The sequence below is a fragment of the Novosphingobium sp. genome (assembly GCF_041915465.1).
Taxonomy (GTDB): domain Bacteria; phylum Pseudomonadota; class Alphaproteobacteria; order Sphingomonadales; family Sphingomonadaceae; genus Novosphingobium.
This window is the reverse complement of the sequence record NZ_JAYSBK010000028.1, coordinates 1-11,991: the sequence shown is the minus strand read 5'-3', so window position 1 is coordinate 11,991 and position 11,991 is coordinate 1. Positions and strand designations below refer to the sequence as shown.

General features: G+C 65.9%; 12 protein-coding genes. 7 read left to right on the top strand and 5 right to left on the bottom strand.

The features are described 5' to 3' along the window. The first annotated feature begins 23 nt into the window (after nt 1–23). The 3 genes from lepB to era are packed head-to-tail and all read left to right on the top strand — an operon-like array spanning nt 24 to nt 2,431. Entirely contained in the window at nt 24–866 is an 843-nt protein-coding gene (gene lepB, locus ACE3SN_RS07010; RefSeq protein ID WP_374528712.1) for a signal peptidase I, read from the top strand. A gap of 6 nt (nt 867–872) precedes the next feature. Next, nucleotides 873–1,541: a ribonuclease III gene (gene rnc, locus ACE3SN_RS07005; protein WP_374528711.1), complete on the top strand. Its 669-nt coding sequence runs from the start codon at nt 873–875 to the stop codon at nt 1,539–1,541. Further along, a complete protein-coding gene (gene era / locus ACE3SN_RS07000) occupies nt 1,538–2,431 on the top strand; it encodes a GTPase Era (RefSeq protein WP_374528710.1) in 894 nt (297 codons plus the stop codon). The genes rnc and era overlap by 4 nt, the downstream gene beginning before the upstream one ends. On the opposite strand, the gene ACE3SN_RS06995 is transcribed toward era, so the two are convergent. The 5 genes from ACE3SN_RS06995 to plsY form a co-directional block, all read right to left on the bottom strand. Next, nucleotides 2,432–2,611, bottom strand: coding sequence for a hypothetical protein (locus ACE3SN_RS06995; RefSeq protein WP_374528709.1), 180 nt, complete (start codon nt 2,609–2,611; stop codon nt 2,432–2,434). Beyond that, nucleotides 2,611–5,226: a type I DNA topoisomerase gene (gene topA, locus ACE3SN_RS06990; protein ID WP_374528708.1), complete on the bottom strand. Its 2,616-nt coding sequence runs from the start codon at nt 5,224–5,226 to the stop codon at nt 2,611–2,613. The genes ACE3SN_RS06995 and topA overlap by 1 nt, the downstream gene beginning before the upstream one ends. A 65-nt stretch (nt 5,227–5,291) precedes the next feature. Beyond that, a complete protein-coding gene (locus ACE3SN_RS06985) occupies nt 5,292–5,621 on the bottom strand; it encodes a hypothetical protein (RefSeq protein WP_374528707.1) in 330 nt (109 codons plus the stop codon). Nucleotides 5,622–5,653: 32 nt separating this feature from the next. After that, the gene (dprA, locus tag ACE3SN_RS06980; RefSeq protein ID WP_374528706.1) at nt 5,654–6,748 is read right to left on the bottom strand and encodes a DNA-processing protein DprA; all 1,095 of its coding nucleotides are present in this window, start codon (nt 6,746–6,748) and stop codon (nt 5,654–5,656) included. Continuing rightward, nucleotides 6,745–7,329 (bottom strand): glycerol-3-phosphate 1-O-acyltransferase PlsY, encoded by a 585-nt coding sequence (plsY, locus tag ACE3SN_RS06975; RefSeq protein WP_374528705.1) that lies wholly within the window; start codon nt 7,327–7,329, stop codon nt 6,745–6,747. Before plsY ends, dprA begins: the two co-directional genes overlap by 4 nt. 60 nt (nt 7,330–7,389) lie before the next feature. On the opposite strand from plsY, the gene murI reads away from it, so the two are divergent. The 4 genes from murI to ACE3SN_RS06955 all read left to right on the top strand — a co-directional run. Next, nucleotides 7,390–8,205, top strand: a complete 816-nt coding sequence (gene murI / locus ACE3SN_RS06970; RefSeq protein WP_374528704.1) for a glutamate racemase — start codon at nt 7,390–7,392, stop codon at nt 8,203–8,205. Further along, a complete protein-coding gene (locus ACE3SN_RS06965) occupies nt 8,205–9,149 on the top strand; it encodes an MBL fold metallo-hydrolase (protein WP_374528703.1) in 945 nt (314 codons plus the stop codon). The genes murI and ACE3SN_RS06965 overlap by 1 nt, the downstream gene beginning before the upstream one ends. A 76-nt stretch (nt 9,150–9,225) precedes the next feature. Next, on the top strand, nt 9,226–10,440 hold the full coding sequence (gene hemA / locus ACE3SN_RS06960) for a 5-aminolevulinate synthase (RefSeq protein ID WP_374528702.1): 1,215 nt from the start codon (nt 9,226–9,228) through the stop codon (nt 10,438–10,440). A 1-nt stretch (nt 10,441) separates the two neighbouring features. Next, nucleotides 10,442–11,991, top strand: a 1,550-nt coding sequence (locus ACE3SN_RS06955) for a sensor histidine kinase (RefSeq protein WP_374528700.1), incomplete at its 3' end; no start/stop codon positions are given.

Below are 11,991 nucleotides of genomic sequence, written 5' to 3'. Positions count from 1 at the left end.
GCCGGACCAACATGGACGCATCTATGACCGAACCGACCATCGCCGCCGCCGCCGACACCCCCCCTGAAAAGGCGGTGAAGCCCGCGAAGAAGGAAGACAGCTTCCCCGTCTTCGTGCTCAAGCTGGCGCTGGTGGTGGTGATCTTCCGCAGCTTCATCTTCGCGCCGTTCAACATCCCCAGCGAATCGATGCTGCCGCGGCTTGAAAACGGCGACTACCTGCTCGCGGCCAAGTGGCCCTATGGCTTCTCGCGCTATTCGCTGCCCTTCAGCGTTGGCCTGCTGCCCGAGGAGCGGATCCTCGCCTCCACGCCCAAGCGCGGCGATGTGGTGATCTTCAAACAGCCCCCGCTCAACGATGTCGATTACATCAAGCGCGTGATCGGCCTGCCCGGCGATCATGTGCAGATGCGCGGCGGGGTGCTGTGGCTGAACGGCAAGCCGGTGCCCAAGGAGCGGATCGGCGATTTCGAAATTCCCGTGAGCGAAAATACCCGCTGCGTCTCAGCCCAGTTCGCCGCCAAGCTGGCCGACGGGACCGACGTCTGCCGCTATCCGCGCTACCGCGAGACGCTGCCCGAAGGGAAGAGCTACGACGTGCTCGACCTCGGCCCGCGCCCGCAGGACGATACCGAGGAATTCATCGTTCCCGAAGGCCACCTGTTCCTGATGGGCGACAATCGTGACAATTCCGAAGACAGCCGCTTCGAGGCGCAACCGGGGCAGGGCATCGGCATGGTGCCGATGGACAACCTGGTTGGCCGTGCGACGGTGATGATGTTCTCGACCGATGGCGGGGCCGAATGGCTCAAGCCCTGGACCTGGTTCACCGCCGCGCGGTGGAGCCGGATCGGCGGAACCTTCTGAGGCCCCGTGCTGGCGCGCGAAACCCACGAATTCCTGACCGCCCTCGCCGGGCGGCCACCGGTTGACGAGCCGCTCTGGCTGGAAGCGCTGACCCACGGCAGCACCGGGGCGGCGCGCGATTACCAGCGGCTGGAATTCCTCGGCGACCGGGTGCTGGGCATGGTCATCGCCGAATGGCTTTACAAGCTGGAAGACGGCAACGAGGGCCGCCTCTCGCAGCGCCTCAACGCACTGGTCAGCCGCACGACTTGCGCCCGCGTGGCGCGCGAGATCGGCCTTGCCCCGCACATGCTGCTGGGCAAGCAGGCGCGCGACGATGGCGGTCAGGACAGCGACAATATCCTGGGCGACGTCATGGAGGCGCTGATCGGGGCAAGCTTCGTCACCCACGGCTTCGACGTGACCCGCGACATGGTCCGCCGCCTGTGGGCCGGCCATGTCGGCGGCAAGACCGGCAAGGCCAAGCACCCCAAGTCCGCGCTGCAGGAATGGGCCGCCGGCAACCGCCGCAAGATGCCCGAATACCGGCTGGTCGAACGCAGCGGACCCGATCATGCCGCGCGCTTCACCGTCGCGGTCAGCATCAACGGCGTGGGCGAGGCCGAGGCCACCGCCAGCTCGATGCGCGAAGCCGAAACCCAGGCTGCCGCGGCCTTCATGGAGAGATTTGGATGACTCAGCACTGCGGCCTCGTCGCCGTTATCGGCGCGCCCAATGCGGGCAAGTCGACCCTCGTCAACGCGCTGGTCGGCCAGAAGGTCGCGATCGTCTCGGCCAAGGCGCAGACCACCCGCGCGCGGCTGATGGGGATCGCGCTGGAAGGCGAGACGCAAATCATCCTGGCCGACACCCCCGGCCTGTTCGCACCCAAGCGCAGGCTTGACCGCGCGATGGTCGCCGCCGCCTGGGAAGGCGCGGTAGAGGCGGACGCGATCCTGCTGGTGGTCGATGGCCGCAAGAAGAAGCTCGATTACCTCGAACCGATCCTCGAGAACCTGAAAGGTCGGCCCGAGCGCAAGATCCTCGTGCTCAACAAGGTCGACGAAGTGGCGAAGGAACCGCTGCTCGTAACGGCCCAGGCGCTGGCGGGCGACGGCCAATTCGACGAGGTGTTCTTCATCTCCGCCCTGACCGGCGACGGCGTGGCCGAACTCAAAACCCGGCTTGCCGCACTGATGCCCGAGGGGCCATGGCACTATCCCGAGGATCAGGTGTCCGATGCCTCCGAGCGCCTGCTTGCCTGCGAAATCACCCGCGAGCAGCTCTACCGCCAGTTGCACGACGAACTGCCCTATGATTCGATCGTGCGCCCGGAAAGCTACACCGTGCGCAAGGACGGCTCGGTCGAGATCCACCAGCAGATCGTCATCGCCAAGGATAGCCAGAAGGGCATCGTGCTGGGCAAGGGCGGCTCGAAACTGAAGGCCATCGGCGAGGCCGCGCGCAAGGAACTGGCCGAAATCCTGGGGACCAAGGTCCACCTCTTCCTGCACGTCAAGGTCGACGAACGCTGGGAAGACGACAAGGAAATCTACGAAGAAATCGGGCTGGAGTGGGTGCGCTAATTATCGCAGCTTCGCGATGCCGATCCCGTCGGTCTTGGCGCGCTCCTTGGTCGATTCCTCGCTGCGATTGAGCGCCTTGGCGATTTCTTTGAGGCCCTTGCCCTTGGCGGCGAGGGTGCGCAGCTTGGCAACCTCGTCCGCCTTCCAGGGTTGGCGATGGCGTTCGAACTTCTCGGCCATCAGAACGGCACTTCGTCGTCGGAAATGGCCTCGGCTGCCGCCTCGCCAGCGGGCTTCCTGGCCTTGGCCGGTGCCTTCTTCGCTGGTGCCTTCTTGGCGGCAGGCTTCTTCGCGGCGGCCTTCTTGGGGGCAGCCTTCTTGCGCCCGCCCTTCTTCGCCGGGCCTTTCGCGGCCTTCTCGGTGATCAGCACGACCGCTTCCTCGGCGGTCAGCTCTTCGGGCTGCTTGTCGCGCGGCAGGGTGGCATTGGTGGTGCCGTCGGTCACGTAAGGGCCATAGCGCCCGGCCATCAGCTTGATCTCGCCGCCGCTTTCGGGGTGCGGGCCGAAGGTCTTGAGCGGCTCGGCCGCAGCGCGCGCGCCGCGCCCGCCGCCATTGGCCGCCTCGGCCAGCTTGGCGACCGCGCTGTTCATGCCGGTTTCGAACACTTCGGCCGTGCTGCGAAGTTTGGCATACTTGCCATTGTGCGCAAGGTATGGGCCATAACGCCCGATACTTGCGGTGATTTCCTCACCAGTCTCGGGATGCGGACCAATGCTGCGCGGCAGCGAGAGCAACTTGACCGCCCAGTCGAGCGTCAGTTCACCGATGTCCTTGGGGATATTGCCGCGCTTGGCTTCCTTGCCGCTGCCCATTTCAAGGTATGGGCCGAACCGGCCGACCTTGCGGGTGATCGGCTCGCCGGTCTCGGGGTGCTTGCCCAGTTCTCCATCCTCGCCGCCATCGCCGTTGCCGCCAGGCTGGGCGAACTTGCGGGTAAATTTGCATTCCGGATAGTTCGAGCAGGCAATGAACGCCCCGAAGCGTCCGCCGCGCAAGGACAGCCGCCCCGCCGCGCAGGCCGGGCACTTGCGCGGATCGCTGCCGTCTTCCTTGGGCGGGAACAGGTAATCGGCCAGGAATTCATCAAGCGCCTCGGTCACTTCCGAGGGCTTCTTCTCCATCACCTCGTCGGACTTGGGCTTGAAGTCCTTCCAGAAGGCTTCGAGCACGTGCTTCCATTCGGCCCGCCCGCCGGAGACGTCATCAAGCTCATCCTCCATGCCCGCGGTGAAGTCATAGGCGACATAACGGGGGAAGAAGCGTTCCAGAAACGAGGTGAGAAGTCGCCCGGACTCTTCTGCAAAGAAACGGTTTTTTTCTGTGCGGACGTAATTGCGATCCTTCAGCACCTGCAAGGTGGCGGCATAGGTTGACGGGCGACCGATGCCCAGTTCTTCCAGCCGCTTGACCAGGCTCGCTTCGGAATAGCGCGGCGGCGGCTGGGTGAAATGCTGGCTGGCCTCCACGCCCTGCTTGACCGGGGCATCGCCCACGGCAAGCGCAGGCAGCAGCGCGCCGTCCTCGTCATCGCCATCGGCCTTCTGATCGCGCCCTTCCTCATAAACGGCGAGAAAGCCCGGGAACTTCACGACCTGGCCGGTCGCGCGCAGTTCGTTACGGCCCGTGCCGTCGCGCAGGGTGACGGTGGTGCGCTCCAGGCTGGCCGAGGCCATCTGGCTCGCCATCGCGCGCTTGTAGATCAGGTCATAGAGCCGCGCCTCGTCACCGCTGCCATAGTGATCGCGGGTAAACTCGGTCGGGCGGATCGCTTCGTGGGCTTCCTGGGCGTTCTTGGCCTTGGTTTCGTAGATCCGTGGCTTTTCGGGCAGGAAGTGGCCGCTGTAGCGCTCCGCGATGGCGGCGCGGGCGGCGGAAATGGCGCTCGGGTCCATCTGCACGCCATCGGTACGCATATAGGTGATCGCGCCCGCCTCATACAGCGTCTGGGCCACGCGCATCGTGTGGCTGGCCGAAAAGCCCAGCTTGCGCGCGGCTTCCTGCTGCAGGGTCGAGGTGGTGAACGGCGGATAGGGATTGCGGCGCTGCGGGCGGGTATCGACCTCTTCGACGCGGAACATTCCGCTTTCGACCGCCGCCTTGGCGCGCGCGGCAATGCCCGCTTCGCCAAGGCTCAACCGTTCAAGCTTTTCGCCTTCGAACTTGACCAGCCGCGCGGGAAAGGCGGTGCCGCCCTGCTCAAGCGTGGCAATAACGTTCCAGTATTCCTGCGGGCGGAACAGCTCGATCTCGCGCTCGCGCTCGACGATCAGGCGCAGCGCCACCGATTGCACGCGGCCCGCGCTCTTCGCGCCGGGCAGCTTGCGCCACAGCACCGGCGAAAGGGTGAAGCCGAACAGGTAATCCAGCGCGCGGCGCGCCAGATAGGCGTCGATCAGATCCTGATCGAGCTCGCGCGGGTGCTGCATCGCCTCGGTCACGGTCTGCTTGGTGATCGCGTTGAAGGTGACGCGCTGGACGTCCTTGGGCAGCGCCTTGCGCTTGGCCAAGAGTTCGCGCACGTGCCACGAAATCGCCTCACCTTCGCGGTCAGGGTCAGTCGCGAGGATCAGGCGGTCGGCCCCCTTGGCGGCGTCGGCAATCGCCTTCACCTGGCGCTGCTTGTCGCCATAGAGCTCCCAGTCCATCGCGAAGTCTTCGTCCGGGCGGACCGAACCGTCCTTGGGCGGCAGATCGCGAACGTGACCATAGCTGGCGAGGACCTTGTAGTCCTTGCCGAGATACTTCTCGATGGTCTTGGCCTTGGCCGGGGATTCAACGATGACGAGTTGCATGGCGGTTAAGCGAAATCCTCACGTGTATACGTACGCGCGAGGGTGACGCCCTCCACGCCCCAGCGTCAAGCGCCGACGGGCGTCCTTTGCCAGGCAATCATGAACCCGATCCCCAGCATCACGTCGATCGCGGCAAACAGCGCGATCGTGGGCGGCGTAACGCCGATGAAAAACAGAGTGATCGCCGGCAGCGCAAAGACGAACTTTTCGGCAATCGCATAGGGCATCAGCGTGCGGAACTTCACCGGATCGCCGCCGATCGTCCAGAACACGCCCTGGAACACCAGCGCCAGCCCGATGAAACCGAGGAAAGTCTCCGCCCCCACGCGCGGCAGCGGCACCAGGTAGAGCGGCGTCAACACGATCACGCCATAGATCGCCGCCCAGCGAAACATGCGAGAGGGGAACCTGCCCATAGCGCCTCCATTCAGGCCGCGAGGCTTACCCTTCCGCCCGCGTGCCGCACCAGTCTGCCTGCCAGTTCCAGTTCAAGCAAGGCCAGTTGCACCGCCGCCGCGCTTTCCCCGCTTTGGCGGATCAGTTCATCGACCGCGACCGGCGCGATGGTCAGCAGGGCGGCAATGTCGGCGGGAGGCTCGTCCGGATCGTCGGGCAAGGCGGCATAGTGCGCGGCCTGCTCGCGGAAGGTGGAGCGCGGCGCGCCGGTAAAACCGGTCAGCAGTTCGGCCACGTCGGCAGCCGATTGCACCAGCACCGCACCGTCGCGGATCAACTGGTTGCAGCCTTGCGCGCGCGCATCGAGCGGCGAGCCGGGGATCGCCATCACCTCGCGCCCGGCCTCTGCCGCCAGCCGCGCGGTGATCAGCGAGCCGGATTTGGGCGCGGCTTCCACCACCAGCGTTCCGGTTGCCAGCCCGGCAATGATCCGGTTGCGCGAGGGAAAATGGCGCGCGAGCGGCTCGGTCCCGGCGGGCTGTTCGGCCAGCAGCAGGCCTTCGCTTGCCACCCGCTCCTGCAGAGCTGCGTGCTCTGGCGGATAGGCGATGTCGATCCCGCTGGCGATCACGCCGATCGTGCCGCCCGCCAGGCTCGCCTCGTGCGCGTCGCCGTCGATCCCGCGCGCCAGACCCGAGACGACGACGAAGCCCGCCTCGGCCAGTTCGCCCGCGAATTGCCGTGCCAGCTTGACCGCCGCGGCCGAAGCATTGCGCGCGCCGACGATCGCCACGCAGGGCCGCGCCGCCAGCGCAGGATCGCCGCGCAGTGTCAGGATTGGTGGCGCGCTGTCCAGCTCGGCCAGCAGCGGCGGATATTCGGGGGAATCGTGGAACAGGTAACGTGCCCCGGCCTGCCGGGTGCGCGTCACTTCGGCCGAAACGCGCGCTTCGCTGGCCGGGCGGTAAGGCGCCCCGCCCCGCCCCGCAAGATCGGGCAAGGCCCCCAGTGCCGCGTCCGCCGTGCCGAACCGGCCAAGCAGCTGGCGGTAGGATACCGGGCCGATATTGGGCGAGCGCAGCAGGCGGATGCGCGCAAAGGCTTCCTCCTGCGTCAGCACCGTCATTTGCCCTTCGAGCCGACCCTTGGTTCCGTGCCGGACAGCAGCCGCCCGATATTAGCGCGGTGCAGCACCACTACCAGCGCGGCAATCGCGCCCAGCGCCGCAACCAGATCGGGACGGCCCAGTAGCCAGGCCGCGACCGGCACTGCGATCACCGCCGTCATGCCCGAGAGCGAGGAAATGCGGGTGATTGCCAGCATCACCAGCCAGGTGGCCGCATAGACCAGCCCAAGTTGCCAGGCGAGGCCAAGCACGACGCCCATGGTGGTCGCCACGCCCTTGCCGCCCTTGAACCCGAGCCAAACCGGAAAGCAATGCCCCAGGACCGCCCCAAGCGCCGCAACGGGCGCGGCGGCAGGCCACCAGCGCTGCGCCAGCCACACCGCGGCAAGGCCCTTGAGCAGATCGAGCAGCAGCGTTGCCGCCGCCAATTCCTTGCGCCCGGTGCGCAGCACGTTGGTGGCGCCAATATTGCCCGAGCCGATCGTACGCAGGTCTCCCGCGCCAAACCGCTGGGTGAGGATCAGGCCAAAGGGGACCGAACCAAGCAGATACCCCAAGGCGAGCGCATAAATGCTTTCCATTGCGTCCCTTCCCATTTCACCTCACTCGTAGCTACAAGGGCGGGGAACCGGCAAGGGCCGATGATGGGGTTTGCAACGATTATGGATGCGGATGCGCCGCTGCTGCTGTTCGATTCCGGCGTCGGCGGCCTCTCGGTTCTGGCGGAAGTGCGCAAGGTGCTGCCCGCTGCGCCGGTCATCTACGCCGCCGACAACGGCGGCCTGCCCTATGGCACCAAGAGCGAGGCCGAAGTCGCCGCGCGGGTCTGCGGCTTGCTCGGGCGGATGGCCGAGCGCTATCACCCGCGGCTGATCTGCATCGCCTGCAACACCGCCTCCACGATCGCGCTGGGCATGGTGCGCGACGTGCTCAACGTGCCGATCGTCGGCACGGTTCCCGCGATCAAGCCCGCCGCCGCGATGACCCGCACCGGAACGATCGGCCTGCTCGGCACCGCCGCAACGATCCGGCAGGGCTACGTCGACCGGCTCGAGGCTGAATTCGCGCAAGGCAAGCGGCTGCTGCGGTTTGCGGCGGGCGAACTGGTTGGCGCGGCAGAGGCCAAGCTGCGCGGCGAACCGGTCGATCCGGCGGTCTTTGCCCGCGCGGCGGCGGGCCTGCGCGATCAGCCGGGCGGCGCGGACATCGACACCGTGGTGCTGGCCTGCACCCACTTCCCGCTGCTGCGCGACGAACTGGCCAAGGCGTTCGGCCCCGGCGTGCAGTTCGTCGATGGCGCGGCGGGGATTGCACGCCGCATCGCCGCCCTGACCGCGGGCCAGCCATTCGCCCGCAGCATCGGCGATCTTGCACTGTTCACGAAGCAGGATAACAGTCTGGCGGCGCTGGCCGACACGCTCAAGGACGCGGGGCTGGAACGGGTGGAGGTACTGTAGTGACGAAGCGGCTCAACATCGTGCTGGTGCTGCTTCTGCTGATCGTCGGCGTGCCCTACTACTGGCTGCTGCTCGACAATCGGCCGGGCAACGCGGTGGCCAAACCGATCCACATCGAAGACCTGCGGCGGCTCGCCGCCAGCATTCCCGGGCAGGCTCCGGTCGCGGTCGAAGTGCAGCACGTGGCCTGGCGCAGATTGCCGGGCAACCTGTTCGTCGCGGGCAGCGGGATGAAGCGCAAGCTCGTCTCGATCATGGCGTTCCGTTTGCTGGTTCCCGGCGGCAAGCCGGTGCTGATCGACTCGGGCATCACCGCCAAGGATGCCGCGGCGATGAATCTGGAAGACTTCGCCCCGGAACGGCAGGCCAAGGTCGAGGCCGCGATGGACACGGCCGGGCTGATCCTGCTCACGCACGAGCATCCTGATCACGAAGGCGCGCTCGTCGCGCATGGCGGGACGGCGCTGTCCGAAGCGGCCATGCTGGGTCAGGCGCAGCTGCCGCCTGCGCGGCCAGCCGCAAACCTTGACTGGAAGGGCCGCAACCCTCCCGCCGCGCGGATCACCGGTTCCGCGCCGCGCGCGGTGGCTCCCGGCATCGTGGTGATTCCCGCGCCCAGCCACACGCCCGGCTCGCAAATGATCTATGTCCGCCTTGCCGATGGCCGCGAGCTGCTGTTCACCGGCGACATCGCGACCTTTGCGCAGCCCTGGCAGGAGATCCGTGCGCGTTCAAACCTCGTCACAAAATGGTTCGCGCCGGAAAATCGGGGCGAGGTTTTCAGCTGGCTGTTAACCATAAAGGCGCTCAGCGGCGAAGCGCCGGAACTCGTCGTGATCCCCGGACACGACTATCTTGCGCTGTTCGACAAGGACCACCCTTCGCAAGTGTCGGACGGATTCGGCAGTCTGCCGCCCTTCCTGCTTCACCCTAAATCGTTCTAGTCTTGAAACGAAACTTGGAGTAGAGCGCGCGGCAAAGAGGCACGGGACTCGCTGCCCCAACGGAGGCAAGGCCGACGTGAATTACGAGCATATTTTCGACCAGGCGATCGAGCGACTCCACGCCGAAGGCCGGTACCGGGTATTCATCGACATCCTGCGCAATCGCGGCGCCTATCCCAACGCGCGCTGCTTTGCCGGGCACAACGGCCCCAAGGACATCACCGTGTGGTGTTCGAACGACTATCTGGCGATGGGCCAGCACCCCAAGGTCATCGCGGCCATGGAAGAAGCGCTGAATGATGTCGGCGCCGGTTCCGGCGGCACCCGCAACATCGGCGGCAACACCCATTACCACGTCGATCTCGAGGCCGAGCTGGCTGACCTCCACGGCAAGGACGGCGCGCTGCTGTTCACTTCGGGCTATGTCTCGAACGATGCGACGCTCTCCACCCTGGCCAAGGTGCTGCCGGGCTGCGTGATCTTTTCGGACGAACTCAACCACGCCTCGATGATCGCGGGCATCCGCAATTCGGGCGCGGAAAAGCGCGTGTTCCGTCACAACGATCTGGAACACCTCGAAGAGCTGCTGGCGGCTGAAGACCCCGCGCTGCCCAAGCTGATCGCCTTCGAAAGCGTCTATTCGATGGAAGGCGACGTCGCCCCGATCCACGCGATCTGCGACCTGGCTGAAAAGTACAACGCCCTCACCTACATCGACGAAGTCCACGCTGTCGGCATGTACGGCCCGCGCGGCGGCGGCATCACCGACCGCGACGAGGCGGCCCACCGCATCGACATCATCGAGGGCACGCTGGGCAAGGCGTTCGGCGTGATGGGCGGCTATATCGCGGCCGACAACCGGATCATCGACGTGATCCGTTCCTATGCTCCCGGCTTCATCTTCACCACCAGCCTTTCGCCGGTTCTGGTCGCGGGCGTGCTGGCTTCGGTGCGCCACCTCAAGTCGAGCTCGGTCGAGCGCGAAGGCCAGCAGGCCGCCGCCACCACGCTCAAGCGGCTGTTCCGCGAAGCCGGGCTGCCGGTGATGGATTCGACCACGCACATCGTGCCGCTGATGGTCGGCGATCCGGTCAAGGCCAAGAAGATCAGCGACATCCTGCTCGCCGAATACGGCGTCTATGTGCAGCCGATCAATTACCCGACCGTGCCGCGCGGGACCGAGCGTCTGCGCTTCACCCCGGGGCCGGCGCACACCGAGGCGATGATGCGTGACCTGACCGCCGCGCTGGTGGAAATCTGGCAGCGCATGGAACTGCGTCTCGCGGCCTGACATGAAGGCTGCCAACAAGCACCGTATCGACCTTGGCAGCCTGATCCGAAATACGTTCGATTACCGGTCAAGCCGCGTCATCGCGACTTGTCGGACGGTCATCGCATTCTCGTTTGTCATCGCCATCTGGCTTGACCCGGTCCAGCCGGTCAGGGTGAACGCGTTCGGCATAGTACTGCTGGTCTCCTATTTGGGCACGGCGCTGATCCTGATGGTCGTGGCGTGGCGCAGCTGGTGGTACGATCACGTGCTGGCGATCCCGGCCCAGGCGTTCGACATCCTGGTCTTCCTGACGGCGATCTATTTCACGGAGCAGAAGGGCAGCGATTTCGTCAGCCCGTTCCTCAGCTTCTTCGCCTTCCTGATGCTGTCCGCGAACAGCCGCTGGGGTTGGCGGGTCACGGCATGGATGGGGCTGTTTGTCGGACTCTGCTTCTTCTTCGTCGGGCTTGAAATGCACCGCGCGGGCCTGCCGATCGACCTGCCAAGGTTCACCCGCCGGTTGGCCTATATCGGCATCATGTCGCTCGTGCTGGTCTGGTTCGGAACCCAGAACATGGGCATCAAGGTTCCGCGCTTCTCGGCGGTGCCCGACGACCAGCAGATGCTGCTGGCCGATCTGCTGGCCTATGCGCGGCGGGTGGTTGGCGGCAACCAGATCGCGCTGGCCTGGTCGGACGAGGAAGAGCCGCGGATCACGGTCCTGACCGAAGGGCTGGCCGAAGACAGCCAGCGCACCTACCCGCCGGATTCGATCAGGCTCAATTCACCGACCCACGTCACCCTGTTCGACATCAAGGAAGGACGCGGGCTGGTGCTTAGCGACGGTTCCCACGTATCCGCGCAAACGTCGCAGCCGGCCCCCGGTTTGACCAAGGTCATCGCGATGTATCAGGGGCTGTGCATCCCCCTGCGCAGTGCCACGGGTGTCGGGCAACTGCTGATCGGGCAGATCCGGGGCATGACGGCCGACCACTTGCGCGTCGGGCAAGAAATCGGCCGCGAAATCGCCCTCGCGATGGATCGCCAGCAGCTGACCGAGGTCACCAGCGAAGCGGCCATGATCCGGCTGCGCGGCTCGATCGCGCGCGACCTGCATGACAGCGTCGCCCAGTCGCTCGCCGGCGCAAGCTTCCGCATCGCCGCGCTCTGTTCGATGGTGCGCAATGGTGGCGATCCCCTGCCGGAGCTGCAATCTTTGCACGAGGGCCTGGCGGACGAACAAAATCACATCCGCGCGATCATCCGGCGATTGCGCCAGAACGAAATTCTGCCAGGCGACCGCGATCTGGCCTATGAACTGTCGGTCACCGTCGCGCAGATCGAGCGCCAGTGGAGCATCGAGGTCGACTTTCCAGACCGTGACCGGACCACCGCGATCCCGGCGCGTCTCGTCTTCGAGATCCAGCAGCTGGTGCGCGAAGCGGTGGCCAATGCCGTGCGCCACGGCGGTGCGACGCGGGTCGAGCTTGGCCTGGGCCGCGGCCCTCACGCGCTCGTGCTGACGATCGACGACAATGGCCGCGGGTTCCCGCTCGATGAAGTGGCGAA

Bases quoted from the DNA above. Each gene is read 5' to 3' on its own strand.
- dprA (WP_374528706.1), bottom strand. From the start codon at position 6,748: ATGACGGTGCTGACGCAGGAGGAAGCCTTTGCGCGCATCCGCCTGCTG.
- murI (WP_374528704.1), top strand. From the start codon at position 7,390: ATGATGGGGTTTGCAACGATTATGGATGCGGATGCGCCGCTGCTGCTG.
- topA (WP_374528708.1), bottom strand. From the start codon at position 5,226: ATGCAACTCGTCATCGTTGAATCCCCGGCCAAGGCCAAGACCATCGAG.
- ACE3SN_RS06985 (WP_374528707.1), bottom strand. From the start codon at position 5,621: ATGTTTCGCTGGGCGGCGATCTATGGCGTGATCGTGTTGACGCCGCTC.
- plsY (WP_374528705.1), bottom strand. From the start codon at position 7,329: ATGGAAAGCATTTATGCGCTCGCCTTGGGGTATCTGCTTGGTTCGGTC.
- era (WP_374528710.1), top strand. From the start codon at position 1,538: ATGACTCAGCACTGCGGCCTCGTCGCCGTTATCGGCGCGCCCAATGCG.
- ACE3SN_RS06995 (WP_374528709.1), bottom strand. From the start codon at position 2,611: ATGGCCGAGAAGTTCGAACGCCATCGCCAACCCTGGAAGGCGGACGAG.
- lepB (WP_374528712.1), top strand. From the start codon at position 24: ATGACCGAACCGACCATCGCCGCCGCCGCCGACACCCCCCCTGAAAAG.